The 16,567-nt window shown below is 42.7% G+C and carries 13 protein-coding genes, 1 rRNA gene, 1 riboswitch and 3 other annotated features; all 14 genes read left to right on the plus strand.

Going from position 1 to position 16,567, the window contains the following annotated elements; genetic code table 11:
- Positions 1 to 417: a sequence feature (23S ribosomal RNA rRNA prediction is too short), on the plus strand.
- Between the two features lie 11 nt (positions 418 to 428).
- Positions 429 to 1,176, plus strand: a sequence feature (23S ribosomal RNA rRNA prediction is too short).
- Between the two features lies 1 nt (position 1,177).
- Positions 1,178 to 2,046 (plus strand) — a sequence feature (23S ribosomal RNA rRNA prediction is too short).
- Between the two features lie 79 nt (positions 2,047 to 2,125).
- The 14 genes from rrf to purD all read left to right on the plus strand — a co-directional run bounded on the left by rrf (position 2,126) and on the right by purD (position 16,541).
- Positions 2,126 to 2,241: ribosomal RNA gene (rrf, locus tag AC625_RS01645) — 5S ribosomal RNA — on the plus strand.
- A gap of 725 nt (positions 2,242 to 2,966) precedes the next feature.
- A complete protein-coding gene (locus AC625_RS01650) occupies positions 2,967 to 3,167 on the plus strand; it encodes an NETI motif-containing protein (RefSeq protein WP_049683534.1) in 201 nt (66 codons plus the stop codon).
- Positions 3,168 to 3,243: 76 nt separating this feature from the next.
- A riboswitch (purine riboswitch) is annotated at positions 3,244 to 3,346 on the plus strand.
- Between the two features lie 138 nt (positions 3,347 to 3,484).
- Positions 3,485 to 3,973, plus strand: a complete 489-nt coding sequence (gene purE / locus AC625_RS01655; protein ID WP_049679699.1) for a 5-(carboxyamino)imidazole ribonucleotide mutase — start codon at positions 3,485 to 3,487, stop codon at positions 3,971 to 3,973.
- Complete coding sequence (gene purK / locus AC625_RS01660; protein WP_049679700.1) at positions 3,957 to 5,090, plus strand: 5-(carboxyamino)imidazole ribonucleotide synthase; 1,134 nt, start codon at positions 3,957 to 3,959, stop codon at positions 5,088 to 5,090. Before purE ends, purK begins: the two co-directional genes overlap by 17 nt.
- Before the next feature lie 24 nt (positions 5,091 to 5,114).
- Positions 5,115 to 6,407 carry an adenylosuccinate lyase gene (gene purB / locus AC625_RS01665; RefSeq protein WP_049679701.1) on the plus strand — a complete coding sequence of 431 codons (1,293 nt, stop codon included), beginning with the start codon at positions 5,115 to 5,117 and terminating at the stop codon, positions 6,405 to 6,407.
- An 88-nt stretch (positions 6,408 to 6,495) separates the two neighbouring features.
- Positions 6,496 to 7,215, plus strand: coding sequence for a phosphoribosylaminoimidazolesuccinocarboxamide synthase (purC, locus tag AC625_RS01670; RefSeq protein WP_049679702.1), 720 nt, complete (start codon positions 6,496 to 6,498; stop codon positions 7,213 to 7,215).
- Positions 7,208 to 7,462 (plus strand): phosphoribosylformylglycinamidine synthase subunit PurS, encoded by a 255-nt coding sequence (gene purS, locus AC625_RS01675; protein ID WP_049679703.1) that lies wholly within the window; start codon positions 7,208 to 7,210, stop codon positions 7,460 to 7,462. The genes purC and purS overlap by 8 nt, the downstream gene beginning before the upstream one ends.
- On the plus strand, positions 7,459 to 8,145 hold the full coding sequence (gene purQ / locus AC625_RS01680) for a phosphoribosylformylglycinamidine synthase subunit PurQ (protein ID WP_049679704.1): 687 nt from the start codon (positions 7,459 to 7,461) through the stop codon (positions 8,143 to 8,145). The genes purS and purQ overlap by 4 nt, the downstream gene beginning before the upstream one ends.
- The gene (gene purL, locus AC625_RS01685) at positions 8,129 to 10,351 is read left to right on the plus strand and encodes a phosphoribosylformylglycinamidine synthase subunit PurL (protein ID WP_049679705.1); all 2,223 of its coding nucleotides are present in this window, start codon (positions 8,129 to 8,131) and stop codon (positions 10,349 to 10,351) included. Before purQ ends, purL begins: the two co-directional genes overlap by 17 nt.
- Positions 10,336 to 11,748 (plus strand): amidophosphoribosyltransferase, encoded by a 1,413-nt coding sequence (gene purF, locus AC625_RS01690; RefSeq protein WP_049679706.1) that lies wholly within the window; start codon positions 10,336 to 10,338, stop codon positions 11,746 to 11,748. Before purL ends, purF begins: the two co-directional genes overlap by 16 nt.
- A gap of 19 nt (positions 11,749 to 11,767) precedes the next feature.
- On the plus strand, positions 11,768 to 12,802 hold the full coding sequence (purM, locus tag AC625_RS01695) for a phosphoribosylformylglycinamidine cyclo-ligase (RefSeq protein WP_049679707.1): 1,035 nt from the start codon (positions 11,768 to 11,770) through the stop codon (positions 12,800 to 12,802).
- Positions 12,799 to 13,386 (plus strand): phosphoribosylglycinamide formyltransferase, encoded by a 588-nt coding sequence (purN, locus tag AC625_RS01700; protein ID WP_049679708.1) that lies wholly within the window; start codon positions 12,799 to 12,801, stop codon positions 13,384 to 13,386. The genes purM and purN overlap by 4 nt, the downstream gene beginning before the upstream one ends.
- A 286-nt stretch (positions 13,387 to 13,672) precedes the next feature.
- Entirely contained in the window at positions 13,673 to 15,208 is a 1,536-nt protein-coding gene (gene purH / locus AC625_RS01705; protein WP_049679709.1) for a bifunctional phosphoribosylaminoimidazolecarboxamide formyltransferase/IMP cyclohydrolase, read from the plus strand.
- Between the two features lie 64 nt (positions 15,209 to 15,272).
- Positions 15,273 to 16,541, plus strand: a complete 1,269-nt coding sequence (purD, locus tag AC625_RS01710; RefSeq protein WP_049679710.1) for a phosphoribosylamine--glycine ligase — start codon at positions 15,273 to 15,275, stop codon at positions 16,539 to 16,541.
- Positions 16,542 to 16,567 lie beyond the last annotated feature (26 nt).

Raw genomic sequence — 16,567 nt, forward strand, 5'->3', positions numbered from 1 at the left:
GCTAGCCTCGAGATGAGAGTATTGGAGGTAGAGCACTGATTGGACTAGGGGCCCCCAACGGGTTACCGAATTCAGTCAAACTCCGAATGCCAAATACTTATTCTCGGGAGTCAGACTGCGAGTGATAAGATCCGTAGTCAAGAGGGAAACAGCCCAGACCACCAGCTAAGGTCCCCAAGTTTACGTTAAGTGGAAAAGGATGTGGAGTTGCTTAGACAACCAGGATGTTGGCTCAGAAGCAGCCATCATTTAAAGAGTGCGTAATAGCTCACTGGTCGAGTGACTCTGCGCCGAAAATGTACCGGGGCTAAACGTAACACCGAAGCTGTGGATGGATACCGTATGGTATCCGTGGTAGGAGAGCGTTCTAAGGGCGTTGAAGCTAGACCGGAAGGACTGGTGGAGCGCTTAGAAGTGAGAATGCCGGTATGAGTAGCGAAAGAAGGGTGAGAATCCCTTCCACCGAATGCCTAAGGTTTCCTGAGGAAGGCTCGTCCGCTCAGGGTTAGTCGGGACCTAAGCCGAGGCTGAAAAGCGTAGGCGATGGACAACAGGTTGATATTCCTGTACCACCTATACATCGTTTGAGCGATGGGGGGACGCAGAAGGATAGGGTAAGCGCGCTGTTGGATATGCGCGTCCAAGCAGTTAGGCCGGAAACGAGGAAAATCCCGTTTCCATCAAGGCGGAGCTGTGATGGCGAGGGAAATATAGTACCGAAGTTCCTGATTCCACGCTGCCAAGAAAAGCCTCTAGTGAGATGTAGGGTGCCCGTACCGCAAACCGACACAGGTAGGCGAGGAGAGAATCCTAAGGTGTGCGAGAGAACTCTCGTTAAGGAACTCGGCAAAATGACCCCGTAACTTCGGGAGAAGGGGTGCTTTTTAGGGTGAATAGCCCGGAAAAGCCGCAGTGAATAGGCCCAGGCGACTGTTTAGCAAAAACACAGGTCTCTGCGAAGCCGCAAGGCGAAGTATAGGGGCTGACGCCTGCCCGGTGCTGGAAGGTTAAGAGGAGAGGTTAGCCGCAAGGCGAAGCTTTGAATTGAAGCCCCAGTAAACGGCGGCCGTAACTATAACGGTCCTAAGGTAGCGAAATTCCTTGTCGGGTAAGTTCCGACCCGCACGAAAGGCGTAACGATCTGGGCACTGTCTCAACGAGAGACTCGGTGAAATTATAGTACCTGTGAAGATGCAGGTTACCCGCGACAGGACGGAAAGACCCCGTGGAGCTTTACTGCAGCCTGATATTGAATTTTGGTACAGCTTGTACAGGATAGGTAGGAGCCTGTGAAGCCGGAGCGCTAGCTTCGGTCGAGGCGTCGGTGGGATACTACCCTGGCTGTATTGAAATTCTAACCCGCGCCCCTTATCGGGGCGGGAGACAGTGTCAGGCGGGCAGTTTGACTGGGGCGGTCGCCTCCTAAAATGTAACGGAGGCGCCCAAAGGTTCCCTCAGAATGGTTGGAAATCATTCGTAGAGTGTAAAGGCACAAGGGAGCTTGACTGCGAGACCTACAAGTCGAGCAGGGACGAAAGTCGGGCTTAGTGATCCGGTGGTTCCGCATGGAAGGGCCATCGCTCAACGGATAAAAGCTACCCCGGGGATAACAGGCTTATCTCCCCCAAGAGTCCACATCGACGGGGAGGTTTGGCACCTCGATGTCGGCTCATCGCATCCTGGGGCTGTAGTCGGTCCCAAGGGTTGGGCTGTTCGCCCATTAAAGCGGTACGCGAGCTGGGTTCAGAACGTCGTGAGACAGTTCGGTCCCTATCCGTCGTGGGCGCAGGAAATTTGAGAGGAGCTGTCCTTAGTACGAGAGGACCGGGATGGACGCACCGCTGGTGTACCAGTTGTTCTGCCAAGAGCATCGCTGGGTAGCTACGTGCGGACGGGATAAATGCTGAAAGCATCTAAGCATGAAGCCCCCCTCAAGATGAGATTTCCCATAGCGTAAGCTAGTAAGATCCCTGAAAGATGATCAGGTTGATAGGTCAGAGGTGGAAGCGTGGCGACATGTGGAGCTGACTGATACTAATCGATCGAGGACTTAACCTTATTGTTCTTGAAAAAAGCAAAAACCCTTCTTATTATCTAGTTTTGAAGGAATGATATTCCTTTATTGTTTGGTGGCGATAGCAAAGAGGTCACACCCGTTCCCATTCCGAACACGGAAGTTAAGCTCTTTAGCGCCGATGGTAGTTGGGGGTCTCCCCCTGTGAGAGTAGGACGTTGCCAAGCAATTCGAGAGATCAGCTATTTATAGCTGGTCTTTTTTGCTGTTTAGGAAATTATTTATCCCGTATTAACGGGCAGCCAAACATGAAGCAAGCTTCATCAAAAATGATGAAAATGGTTATTTTCATGGCAGCAGACCCCCACTAATTGAAGTTTCACTTTATGTGGATCATGAATCACTTAATTTGTCTGTTCACATCTAGCGCAAGTAGCTAATTTCATGAGTTACTTTTGGTCGTTTTTAGGATTTAGAATTTAATTCACGGCTGATATAATTTAATATTGGCCGATATATGAAAAAAATGGCTGATATATTTAAGATAGTGTATTTTTATGAAGAATTCATGTGGAAGAATCACTTTGTATGCAGTAAACGCTGCTCAATTTAATAGAAAAAGAGAGAATGATTTATTTATCCGTCTAAATCAAAAAAACTTGTAGCTAAGGACTGGTGAGGGCATTTCTTATTAACCTCATTTCTTTTTAGTGCTCCCTTTGTTTAGATGCTGGTTCTGAATCTCACGTATTATTGCATACGCAAAAGGTTAGAGGAGTGCACTCCTCTAACTACTCTACTCTTTATATTCTTCTTTTTGAACACGCACTATAAAGATTACAACAAATAACATGCCGCTTAATAAATTTTCATGAAAAGTGACTTTTTGGTATAGTTTAGAAAAGGAAATCAAAAAATGAAAAGAAAAGCTCTTTTTGAAAGGGACGATTTTGTGAGTAAAAAAAAGAAAGAAGTTTTTGAAGTGGAAGAAGGAGAAAGCATTGATGCTTGTCTGGACCGGATTAAAGCGGCCGGTTATTCTCCTATCAAAAGGATAGAAAAACCGATTTTTGCAGAAGAAAAAGAAAAAGGAGAGACCATTTATAAGCCTGTTTCTCGTAAAATTGTCTTTGAAGCGTTATCAAATGAGTGAAACACGAACGTTAAGCATCTATTCATTTGTAATATTCGATTTTAGTCTTGACGTAAGTCGTATCGATTGTTAAGATGATAGTGAACTTAATATCTCTCATATAATACCTGGGAATATGGCCCGAAAGTTTCTACCCAATAACCGTAAATTATTGGACTATGAGAGAAAGTGATTCCTTTATTCAGGATATGTATGTCCTTTTGTAAGAAAGGGCTAATCATCCCGGGCAGGTACCTTTCTCTTGTATGTAGAAAGGGCTGCCCGTTTTTTCATTTCATATATAGTACAGTTTCTAATACAAGTTTGGGGGGAAGACAGTGAAAGCACAGGTTGGTGTAATAATGGGAAGTGTTTCTGATTGGGAAACGATGAAACATGCTTGTGAAGCATTAGAGCAGATAAACATACCATATGAGAAACGAGTGGTTTCTGCACATCGTACACCCGATTTATTGTTTGATTACGCGGAGAGTGCACGGGAAAGAGGCATTAAAGTCATTATAGCTGGAGCTGGCGGTGCTGCACATTTACCTGGTATGACGGCGGCCAAAACAACATTGCCTGTTATTGGAGTTCCCGTACAAACGAAGACATTAAACGGAATGGATTCACTGCTTTCAATCGTACAGATGCCTGGGGGAGTACCAGTCGCTACGGTAGCTATTGGGAAAGCTGGAGCTGTTAACGCTGGCCTGTTGGCTGCTCAAATTCTCGGCAGCAGTGATGAAAAAATTGCAGACAAATTAGAAGCCATTCGAAACGAAACAAAGGAAAAGGTGCTAACTAGCAGTGAACAGCTTAAATAAAGTAATTTTACCAGGACAAACAATCGGGATTATTGGTGGCGGCCAGTTGGGACGAATGATGGCTTTATCTGCAAAGGCAATGGGGTTTCGTATAGCAGTTTTGGATCCGACAAAAGATTGTCCATGTGGGCAGGTTGCGGATATTGAAATAAATGGTGCTTATGATGATTTAGATTCGATAAAAAAACTTTCTGAAGTGAGCGATGTTATCACGTATGAATTCGAGAATGTGAGTTTTGAAGCTTTAGAGTGGTTGAAAGAGAATAGTTATCTACCACAAGGTGCTGGGCTGTTAAAAATTACACAGGACCGCGTAACAGAGAAAGCGGCGATTTCCAAAGCGAGTGTCCCTGTAGCCCCATATAGTGTCGCAGTGAACTTGACTGATGTTTATGATGCGGTCGAAAATTTGGGGTACCCATGCGTGTTAAAAACAGCGCGTGGCGGCTATGATGGTAAAGGTCAGCTTGTTCTACGCGAGAAGTCCGATCTTGCTTTTGCAGAAAATCTGTTAGCAAGTGGGATATGTGTAGTGGAGAAATGGATCCCTTTTGCGAAGGAAATTTCTGTGATCGTTACTAGGAATTCAAATCGCGACATGGAGTACTTCCCTGTAGCAGAAAATATTCATAGAGAGAATATTTTGCATAAAAGTATTGTTCCAGCAAGAATCAGTGAGAAAGCTTTACAGAGAGCGACGAAACTGGCTTTGCAGCTAGCTGAAAACCTTAATCTAGTTGGTACACTTGCGGTTGAGATGTTTTTAACAGATGAGGATGAGATCATAGTAAACGAGTTGGCACCAAGACCCCATAATTCTGGCCATTATACGATGGAGGTGTGCCTTACTTCGCAATTTGAGCAACATATCCGAGCTGTCTGCAATTGGCCATTAGGGAAGACAGATTTGTTGAAACCTGTCGTGATGGTGAACATCCTTGGTGAGCATCTAGATGATATCCTTTACGCAATCCCAGAGTTAGCAGATTGGAAGATTCATTTATATGGAAAGCAAGAAGCTAGTCCAAAACGAAAAATGGGGCATGTAAATGTTTTGCGAAACTCAGTTGAGCAAGCGCTAGATGAGATTAAACAAAGTGGGATCTGGAATAAGTAACAAGCAGAAAAGGGAGGCCATGCGATGATTGAACGCTATACACGCCCTGAAATGGGAGCAGTTTGGACCGAAGAAAACCGATTTAAAGCGTGGCTTGAAGTGGAGATTCTTGCCTGTGAAGCATGGTCTGAACTGGGTGTTATACCTAAGGAAGATGTTGCACTTCTTCGGGAAAATGCGTCTTTTGATATGAATCGCATTAAAGAAATCGAAGAGGAGACGCGTCATGATGTCGTTGCTTTTACAAGAGCGGTTTCAGAAACCTTAGGTGAGGAAAGGAAATGGGTTCATTACGGATTGACATCAACAGATGTTGTTGATACGGCCCTATCCTCTATTTTGAAACAAGCAAACGAAATCTTGCTAGCCGACTTAGAGCGATTTGTAGATATTTTGAAAAATAAAGCGCAGGAAAATAAATATACGATCATGATGGGACGTACGCATGGCGTACATGCAGAGCCGACAACATTTGGCTTGAAATTAGCGTTATGGCATGAAGAAATGAAACGAAACCTAGCGCGTTTTAAAGAAGCGATAACAGGCATTGAGGTTGGGAAAATGTCGGGAGCGGTTGGTACATTTGCTAATATCGATCCATTCGTAGAAAAATACGTTTGTGAAAAGTTAGGGCTTGAAGCAGCGCCAATTTCTACACAAACGCTTCAAAGGGACCGACATGCTCATTATCTAAGTATCATTGCTTTAATTGCGACAAGCATTGAAAAATTCGCAGTTGAAATTCGCAGCTTACAAAAAAGTGAAACACGTGAAGTAGAAGAGTTTTTTGCAAAAGGGCAAAAAGGCTCATCCGCTATGCCACATAAACGGAATCCAATTGGCTCAGAGAATATGACTGGACTTGCACGAGTCATTCGCGGATATATGATGACTGCTTATGAGAATGTTCCATTATGGCATGAGCGTGACATCTCCCATTCATCAGCAGAAAGAATTATTCTACCTGATGCAACGATTGCACTGAATTATATGTTAAATCGCTTTGGGAGTATTGTGAAAAACTTAACGGTGTACCCAGAGAATATGAAGCGTAATATGGATCGCACGCTTGGTTTAATTTATTCACAGCGCGTATTGCTTACATTAATTGATAAGGGTCTTGTACGTGAAGAGGCTTATGATACGGTTCAGCCAAAAGCGATGGTGGCTTGGGAGAAGCAAGTTCCTTTCCGTAGCCTACTTGAACAGGATGACAAGATTACAAGCTTGCTGACAAAGGAAGAATTAGATGATTGCTTCGACTATCATCATCACTTAAAGCAAGTTGATATGATTTTCGATCGTTTAGGACTGTAAATAGGGACGCTGTCGGTATTTACTGGAAGAAAACCCTGTGCTGTATCTTAAAAATTGCCAATATTCTTTATTATGGGGGGCTTTGTAGATGGAAAAGCGAGAAATGCTTTATGAAGGAAAGGCTAAGAGAATTTATGCGACAGAGAATCAAGAAGTTGTCTGGGTAGAATATAAAGATTCATTAACGGCCTTCAATGGTGAAAAAAAAGCAGAAATCGCCGGTAAAGGTGTGCTGAATAATAGAATTACTAGTTTGCTATTTTTAAAGCTTCATGAAGCTGGAATTACTTCTCACTTTATTAAGCAAATTTCCGACACAGAGCAACTTGTAAAAAGGGTATCTATTATTCCACTTGAAGTTGTTGTACGAAATGTAGTAGCAGGCAACTTATCTAAGCGCCTTGGATTGCCTGAAGGGCAGCTATTGAAGCAGACACTTATTGAATTTTATTACAAAGATGATAAGCTCGGTGATCCATTGTTAACAGAGGACCATATTAAAGAATTGATGCTAGCATCTGAAGAGGAAGTTAGGATTTTGAAACAAAAAGCTTTAGATGTGAATGCAACTTTATCAAGCTTTTTTAGTGAAATTGGAGTTTGTTTAATTGATTTTAAGCTAGAATTTGGAAAACTTGCAGATGGTGAAATCTTGTTGGCGGATGAAATATCTCCAGATACGTGCCGATTATGGGACGTTGAAACGGAAGAAAAGCTCGATAAGGATGTATTCCGCCGCGATTTGGGAAATTTAGTAGAGGCCTATGAAAAAATCTATTCAAAACTTGGAGGTTACAAGCATGTATAAAGTAAAGGTATATATCACGTTAAGAGAAAGTGTCTTAGATCCACAAGGAACAGCCGTTAAATCTTCCTTACACAGCATGTCGTACGAGACGGTGTCAGATGTGAGAATCGGCAAATATATGGAACTGACAATTGAACAAAACAATCAGGATATCGATGCTCTAGTTAAAGAAATGTGCGAGCGTCTGTTAGCGAATACCGTTATTGAAGATTACCGTTATGAAGTTGAGGAGGTTGTCGCACTGTGAAGTTCGCTGTGATTGTGTTTCCAGGCTCCAACGGTGATATTGATATGTTTCATGCAATTAAGGATGAATTGGGTGAAGAAGTAGAATATGTGCCCCATACAGCAGACAGCCTAGCTGGTTTTGATGGTATCTTATTGCCTGGAGGATTTTCATATGGCGATTACCTTCGTACTGGCGCCATAGCTCGTTTTTCTAACGTGATGGGTGAAGTGATGAAAGCGGCGAACGAAGGAGTACCTGTATTAGGTGTATGCAACGGATTTCAAATCTTACTCGAAGCAGGGCTACTGCCAGGTGCGATGAGAAGAAATCGAGAGTTAGCGTTTATTTGTAGACCAACTCAGCTAGTAGTTGAGAATAATAAAACAGTGTTTACGAGTAGCTATGAAATAGGTGAAACTATTACAATTCCGATCGCCCATGGTGAAGGGAATTACTATTGCGATGAAGAAACCATGAAACTTTTAAAGCAAAACAATCAGATTGTATTTACGTATGAAGGTGAAAATCCGAATGGCAGTCTTGAAGGGATTGCAGGAATCACGAATGAAAGTGGAAATGTTTTGGGAATGATGCCACATCCTGAGCGTGCAGTCGATCAATTACTTGGAAGTGCAGATGGATTAAAATTATTTCAATCAATCGTAAGAAATTGGAGGGAAAACCATGTCGTTAATGCTTGAACCAAGCCCGGAAAAAATTAGATCACAGCGAGTGTATGCAGAGATGGGTCTTTCGGATGAAGAATTTGCGATGGTAGAAAACATCCTGGGACGTACGCCGAATTATACAGAAACTGGTTTATTTTCTGTCATGTGGTCAGAACATTGTTCATATAAAAATTCCAAGCCTATTTTAAAAAAGTTCCCGGTAACTGGGGATAAAGTACTTCAAGGTCCTGGTGAAGGTGCGGGGATTGTTGATATTGGAGACGGTCAGGCGGTTGTTTTTAAAATTGAAAGTCATAATCACCCTTCTGCGATTGAGCCTTATCAAGGAGCGGCAACAGGTGTCGGCGGCATCATTCGCGACGTATTTTCAATGGGTGCCCGTCCAATTGCGATTCTGAATTCACTTCGTTTCGGTGAGTTGGATAATGCACGTGTCAAATATTTATTTAAAGAAGTCGTAGCAGGTATTGCTGGATATGGGAATTGTATCGGTATCCCAACAGTTGGTGGCGAGATTCAATTCGATCCTTCTTACGAGGGAAATCCGCTTGTAAATGCCATGTGTGTTGGTTTGATTAACCATGAAGATATTCAAAAAGGGCAAGCGCGTGGAGTCGGTAATACGGTCATGTATGTAGGGGCGAAAACTGGGCGTGATGGGATTCATGGGGCGACGTTTGCTTCTGAAGAATTGACTGAATCATCTGATGAAAATCGTCCTGCTGTACAAGTGGGCGATCCGTTTATGGAAAAGCTGCTTCTTGAAGCCTGTCTTGAATTAATCCATAATGATGCCCTTGTCGGGATTCAAGATATGGGAGCGGCAGGGCTTGCAAGCTCTTCGGCAGAGATGGCATCTAAAGCAGGTTCTGGGATTGAGATGAACCTTGATCTTGTGCCACAACGTGAAACTGGGATGACTGCTTATGAAATGATGCTCTCAGAATCACAAGAGCGGATGCTAATTGTCGTTAAAAAAGGACGCGAACAGGAAATTACCAATTTATTTGCTAAATATGATTTAGAAGCAGTTGCTGTTGGTGTGGTAACGGAAGAAAAACTTCTTAAGCTTACTCATAAAGGCAGTGTTGTAGCGAACGTTCCGGTTGATGCATTAGCTGAAGAGGCTCCTGTGTACCATAAGCCATCAAGCGAACCTCAATTGTACAGAGATTTTCAAGCAATGAAAATTGAAGTTCCAAATGTCGTTAATTTCAAAGAAACACTTGTCAGTCTGTTATCCCAGCCAACAATTGCAAGTAAAGAGTGGGTCTACAATCAATATGACTATATGGTACGGACAAGTACAGTTGTAGCTCCAGGTTCAGATGCTGCAGTTGTCCGAATTCGTGAGACGAATAAAGCACTTGCGATGACAACAGATTGTAATTCTCGTTACCTTTATTTAGATCCAGAAGTAGGCGGGAAAATTGCCGTTGCTGAAGCAGCACGTAATATCGTCTGTTCTGGAGCAGAACCGTTAGCGGTTACCGATAACCTGAACTTTGGTAATCCTGAGAAACCGGAGATTTTCTGGCAAATTGAGAAGGCAGCGGATGGAATAAGTGAAGCGTGTAGAACATTGAGTACACCTGTTATTGGAGGGAATGTTTCGCTTTATAATGAAACAAATGGTGAAGCAATCTATCCAACACCTGTTATTGGTATGGTGGGCCTTGTGCACGATCTTTCCCATATTACGACCCAAGAATTTAAAAATTCAGGGGACCTCATTTATGTGATTGGTGAGACTAAAGAAGAATTTGGTGGCAGTGAATTGCAAAAAATGCTTGAAGGAAAAATCTTTGGTCAGTCACCGTCCATTGATTTAGAAATAGAACAACAACGTCAGAAGCAACTTTTGAATGCGATTCAAAGTGGCTATGTTGCCTCAGCACATGATGTTGCAGAAGGAGGACTCGTGGTAGCTCTTGCAGAAGCACTCTTTGGTACAGAAAGTTTAGGAGCACGTGTCATTGTTGAAAATGAAGCAGTTACGGAGTTATTCAGTGAAACACAATCCCGTTTCGTTGTATCTGTATCACCTGAAAACCGCGAAGCTTTTGAAGGAATCGTTCAAGATGCCTATTGCATTGGTGAAGTAAAAGATAATGGATTATTAACAATCTCCCATCAGCAGGACGGCCTAATACTAGACGCTAAAGTTCAAGAATTAGAGTCAGCTTGGAGAGGGGCGATCCCATGCTTGCTGAATTAAAGGGATTGAATGAAGAATGTGGTTTGTTTGGCATTTGGGGACACCCAGATGCTGCACAAATCACCTATTATGGCTTGCATAGCCTGCAGCACCGTGGTCAAGAAGCTGCGGGAATGGTTCTAGCTAAGGACGGAAAGCTGACAGGAATGAAGGGTGAAGGATTGGTCACGGAAGTGTTTACTGCCGAGAAAATGAAGAATTTATCTGGAAATGCAGCAATCGGCCATGTCAGATATACAACGGCAGGTGGAGGCGGTTACGAAAACGTCCAACCATTTTTATTCAATTTCCAAAATGAAGCGATGGCACTTGCCCACAATGGAAACATCGTGAATGCCAATCAATTGAAGGCTCAGCTTGAGGCACAAGGAAGCATCTTTCATAGCACCTCTGATACAGAAGTACTAGCACATTTGATTCGTAAAGGCGGTTTTTCAGATTTGAAAAGTCGTGTTACAAATGGATTAAGCTCGTTAAAAGGTGCTTATGCTTTCCTGATTATGACAGAAACAGAAATGCTCGTTGCTCTAGACCCGAACGGACTCAGACCCCTATCTCTTGGTATCTTGGGCGGCGCTTATGTAATAGCATCTGAAACATGCGCATTTGATATTGTCGGTGCGGAATTTGTTCGTGATATTGAACCGGGAGAGCTCCTTATCATCAATGATGAAGGGATGACAAGCGAACGTTTTGTCATGTCTTCACAGCGGGCCATGTGTACGATGGAATATATTTATTTTTCCCGTCCAGACAGTAATATTAGCGGAATCAATGTTCATACAGCACGGAAAAATCTTGGCAAGCAGCTAGCGGTAGAAAAATTAATTGAAGCTGACGTCGTAACAGGTGTTCCTGATTCAGGTAATTCTGTTGCCATAGGTTATGCAGAAGCAAGTGGCATTCCGTATGAAATGGGTTTAATTAAAAATAGATATGTAGGTCGCACTTTTATTCAGCCTTCTCAATCCCTAAGAGAACAGGGTGTGAGAATGAAGCTATCTGCAGTACGCGGTGTTGTGGATGGGAAAAGGGTTGTAATGGTTGATGATTCAATTGTGCGGGGCACTACGTGCAAGCGAATTGTCACGATGCTGAAGGAAGCCGGAGCGAGGGAAGTACATGTGCTAATCAGTTCGCCTCCAATTAAAAATCCATGTTTCTATGGAATTGATACATCTAGTCGTGAGGAGTTAATTGCCTCTGAAAATTCTGTTGAAGAAATTCGTGAAATTATTGGGGCGGATTCCCTTACATTTTTAAGTGTTGAGGGAATGGTTGAAGCGATTGGAAGACCGTTTGAGGGTGAGAACCGAGGACAATGTCTCGCTTGCTTTACTGGAAATTATCCAACAGAAATATATACCAATGAGCAGTCAACAACCATAATAAGTTGAAATAAGGAGGATCATCACCATGTCAAATGCGTATAAAGCGGCGGGAGTCGATATTGAAGCTGGTTATGAAGCAGTATCACGCATGAAAAAGCATGTTCAGAAAACGATGCGTCCGGGAGTATTGAGTGGACTTGGCGGTTTTGGCGGCATGTTTGATTTATCTCAATTGAACTTACGCGAGCCTGTGCTCGTTTCAGGAACCGATGGAGTGGGCACGAAGCTTATGCTTGCGATGATGATGAATAAGCATGACAGCATCGGCATTGACTGTGTGGCCATGTGTGTGAATGATATCGTTGTTCAAGGAGCTGAACCGCTGTACTTTTTAGACTATATCGCTTGTGGAAAAGCAGAACCTGAGAAAATCGAAAGCATTGTAAAAGGGATTGCAGAAGGCTGTGAGCAAGCGGGTTGTGCATTAATCGGTGGTGAAACTGCTGAAATGCCAGGCATGTACAGTGAGGAAGAATATGATTTAGCTGGTTTTACTGTGGGTGCATGTGAAAAGACGAAACTGATTACAGGTCAAAAAATAAAACAAGGCGATTGTGTGATCGGATTAGCGTCAAGCGGCATCCATAGCAATGGCTACTCACTTGTACGTAAAGTTTTATTAGAAGACGCTGAAATGGACGTAAATGAATTTATTCCCGAACTTGGCTGTGTACTAGGGGAAGAACTTTTAAAGCCGACTAAAATTTATGTAAAGCCAATTTTAGCGGCGTTGAGTGAGTTTGAAGTTAAAGGAATGGCGCACATCACTGGTGGTGGATTTGTTGAAAATTTACCGAGAATGATGCCTGAAAATTTAGGAATCGAGATAAAGTCAGGATCTTGGGAGATTCCGCCGATATTTTCCCTTCTTGAAGAAAAAGGAAAAATTAGTCGTGAGGATATGTACAATATTTTTAATATGGGTATTGGCATGGCTATTGTGGTGAAGCAGGAAGAGGCGTCCGAGCTTCTAGCCTTTTTTGAAAAACATGGTGAAATGGCGTATCAAATTGGTACGGTCATCAATCAACCTGGTGTAAGTATTGCGAGTGAATCATGAAAAAAATAGCAGTATTTGCATCGGGAAACGGGAGTAACTTTCAAGCAATTGTGGATGCTGTTAAGGCAGGTACGCTTGCAGCAGATATTTGTTTGCTTGTCTGTGATAAAGAGTCCGCTTATGTTTTACAAAGAGCCGAAAAAGAGAATATTGATAGTTTTTGCTTTGTTCCAAAATCTTTTCACGACAAAGCAGCTTTTGAACAGGAAATCGTAAAACAGCTTAAATTGCGGAATATTGAATTCATCGTCCTGGCCGGATATATGCGATTAATCGGGCCAACGCTTTTACAGGAATATCCTGAAGCAATCGTGAATATTCATCCTTCTTTATTGCCTAATTTTCCTGGTAAAGATGCAATTGGTCAAGCGTTTGATGCAGGTGTGAAGGTAACTGGCCTTTCGATTCATTATGTGGATGCTGGAATGGACACAGGTCCAATTATTGCCCAAAAAGAAATCGGAGTCCTTGCAAATGATACGAGAGATCGTTTACAAGAACGAATTCAACAAGCAGAGCATACCACCTATCCAGAAGTGCTTCAGCAGTTGTTCATGAATGAGAAATCAATTCCTTCTCATTAATTTTTGAACGATTTTATTTAGTGGAGGTTGAACGGGTAGCTTGCGCTTTTAGGATTAAAAAGTCTATGGTTTTTCAACAAGTTTTTGTGTCTAGCACAAGCAGTTTAACGCTTCGAAGTCATAAGCCAAGCAATCTAACAGGAAGAATAAGCCCCCTAACAGTTTGCTTGTCTTATGCTTGTCGGACGTGCACAGGATGTGCTGTCTTCGCTGTTCTCCATCGGACGAGAATAGTAGTCGAAGTTCATTAATAAGCGCTTACGCTTTTCTAATAGGAGGATTCATTATGGCAAAACGTGCATTAATTAGTGTATCAGATAAAACAGGTATTGTAGAATTTGCAATTGGTCTTAAAGAGGCAGGCTTTGAAATCGTATCTACTGGGGGTACGAAGAAGACACTTGTTGAAAATGGAATTGATGTGATTGGAATTAGCGATATAACAGATTTTCCAGAAATTTTAGATGGCAGGGTCAAAACGTTGCATCCAAATGTTCACGGCGGATTATTGGCAAGAAGGAACGATATCGCACATCAAGCTCAATTAGAAGAACATCGTATTCAACCAATAGACCTCGTTTGCGTCAATTTGTATCCATTCCAGCAGACGATTGCGAAACCTGATGTGACTCCTGAAGATGCGATTGAGAATATTGATATTGGCGGTCCAACTATGCTTCGTTCAGCGGCAAAGAACCATGAATTTGTGACAGTTGTTGTGGACCCATCTGATTATGACTCCGTACTTACCGAGCTTATTGAACATGGTGAAGTATCAGCTGCAAAGAAACGAAAACTTGCTGCGAAAGTATTCCGTCACACAGCCTCATATGATGCTGTCATATCCGAGTACATGACAAAGCTTGCCGAGGAAGAAAATCCAGAAAGCTTAACGCTCACTTATACGTTAAAACAATCACTTCGATATGGGGAAAATCCGCATCAACAAGCTGCATTTTATCAAAAACCATTAGGGTCTACTTTTTCTGTTGCGTATGCGCAACAATTGCACGGTAAAGAACTATCATACAACAATATTAATGATGCTGATGCTGCTTTACAGATCGTCAATGAATTTGCAGAGCCAGCAGCTGTTGCTGTTAAGCATATGAATCCGTGTGGAATTGGGGTTGGCGATTCGGTTGCTGAAGCGTTCAAAAAAGCGTATGAAGCAGATTCCACGTCCATTTTTGGTGGAATTATCGCATTAAATCGTGAAGTGGACCAAGAAACAGCTGAAATGCTCCGCGAAATTTTCCTTGAAATTATTATAGCTCCTCGCTTTTCTAAGAAAGCACTAGAGATATTAACAGCGAAAAAGAATATCCGTCTGTTAACAGTAGCTTTCGATGGTAAGCAAAAGAACGAACGAAAAGCAACATCCATTCAAGGGGGATTACTCGTTCAAGATTTGGATACTTATGGTTTAGACCATGCAACCATAACGATTCCAACGAAACGCCAACCATCTGAAGATGAGTGGGCAGCCATGAAACTAGGCTGGAAAATCGTGAAGCACGTGAAATCCAATGCAATTGTTGTAAGTGGCGCACAAATGACATACGGTATCGGTGCTGGACAGATGAACCGAGTGGGAGCAGCCAAGATTGCTTTAGAACAAGCAGGTGAAAAAGCAAAAGGTGCGGCACTCGCTTCTGATGCATTCTTCCCAATGGATGACACAGTTGAAGCGGCGGCTATTGCTGGTGTTACAGCCATCATTCAACCCGGTGGTTCTGTCCGTGATGAGGACTCGATTAAAAAGGCAGATGAATACGGTATTACGATGGTGTTTACAGGCATCCGTCACTTTAAACACTAAATTTTTTTGGCTTAACTTGATCAAAAATGGGTACTTGTTTTTAATATCATGAAGAGGTGATTCCATGAACGTGTTAGTGATTGGCAAGGGTGGTCGTGAGCATGCACTAGCAAAGAAACTATCCGAAAGCAAGAATGTTCGTCAAGTATTCGCGGCTCCAGGTAATCCAGGGATGGAGGATGTTGCGGAGCTTGTTCAAATCGATGAAAATAATCATAAGGAACTGATTGCTTTCGCTAAAAAACAGGATGTTTCCTTAACGATTGTCGGAGCTGAAACACCTTTGGTTAATGGAATTGTCGATGATTTCAAAGCAGCTGGTTTACAGGTATTCGGACCTGATAGACTAGCAGCCATAATTGAAGGTAGTAAAACCTTTGCAAAAGATTTAATGAAGAAATATGAAATTCCTACTGCTGCATATGAAGCATTTACAGATATCGAGTCAGCAAAAAACTATTTAGCTGAAATTGGTGTTCCAATTGTGATAAAGGCAGATGGACTTGCAGCTGGGAAAGGGGTAGTCGTTGCCCACACAATGGAAGAGGCACTGGAAGCATTACATGAAATGTTAGTTGATGAGAAATTCGGTGAGGCTTCTGCACGAGTTGTCATGGAGGAATTCCTTGAAGGTGAGGAGTTTTCATTAATGGCTTTTGTAAATGGGGAGAAGGTATACCCGATGGTCATCGCTCAAGACCATAAGCGGGCCTATGATGGCGATACTGGTCCAAATACAGGTGGAATGGGTGCGTATTCACCTGTTCCTCAAATTCCAGAAGACATGGTTTCTGCGGCAGTCGAACAAATTGTAAAACCTGCAGCAGCAGCACTTGTTGCTGAGGGACGCTCTTTCACAGGCATTTTATATGCTGGCTTAATTGCCACGAATAAGGGAACAAAAGTGATTGAGTTCAATGCACGATTCGGCGATCCAGAAACCCAAGTTGTCCTGCCAAGACTAAAAAATGATTTTGTTGATACGCTACTTGCTGTCTTGAACGGGAAGGACTATGAGCTTGAATGGGACGATGAACCTGTAATTGGGGTTGTGGTCGCAGCAGCTGGTTACCCTGGCGCATATGTTAAAGGGGCACCGATATCCGGTTTAGGGGAATTAAGTGAGGATGTCGACATTTATCACGCAGGAACATCGAAGAATGATAAAGGTGACTACACGACAAACGGCGGTCGAGTACTGCTTGTGACTGCAAAGGGAACGGATCTTCTTAGTGCACAAACAAAGGTCTACAAAGAATTAGAGAAGATTCATAATCAAGAGTTATTCTGGAGAAAAGACATCGGCTACCGCGCCATTTTGGTTGCCAAATAAAAGATACCCCGAATAATCAAAACACA

It is taken from the genome of Peribacillus loiseleuriae, assembly GCF_001183985.1.
Classification (GTDB): Bacteria; Bacillota; Bacilli; order Bacillales; family DSM-1321; genus Peribacillus; species Peribacillus loiseleuriae.

Excerpts from the sequence above, each read along its gene's own strand:
- purB (WP_049679701.1), top strand. The coding sequence starts at position 5,115 with ATGATTGAACGCTATACACGCCCTGAAATGGGAGCAGTTTGGACCGAA.
- purC (WP_049679702.1), top strand. The coding sequence starts at position 6,496 with ATGGAAAAGCGAGAAATGCTTTATGAAGGAAAGGCTAAGAGAATTTAT.
- purS (WP_049679703.1), top strand. The coding sequence starts at position 7,208 with ATGTATAAAGTAAAGGTATATATCACGTTAAGAGAAAGTGTCTTAGAT.
- purL (WP_049679705.1), top strand. The coding sequence starts at position 8,129 with ATGTCGTTAATGCTTGAACCAAGCCCGGAAAAAATTAGATCACAGCGA.
- purF (WP_049679706.1), top strand. The coding sequence starts at position 10,336 with ATGCTTGCTGAATTAAAGGGATTGAATGAAGAATGTGGTTTGTTTGGC.
- purM (WP_049679707.1), top strand. The coding sequence starts at position 11,768 with ATGTCAAATGCGTATAAAGCGGCGGGAGTCGATATTGAAGCTGGTTAT.
- purN (WP_049679708.1), top strand. The coding sequence starts at position 12,799 with ATGAAAAAAATAGCAGTATTTGCATCGGGAAACGGGAGTAACTTTCAA.
- purH (WP_049679709.1), top strand. The coding sequence starts at position 13,673 with ATGGCAAAACGTGCATTAATTAGTGTATCAGATAAAACAGGTATTGTA.
- purD (WP_049679710.1), top strand. The coding sequence starts at position 15,273 with ATGAACGTGTTAGTGATTGGCAAGGGTGGTCGTGAGCATGCACTAGCA.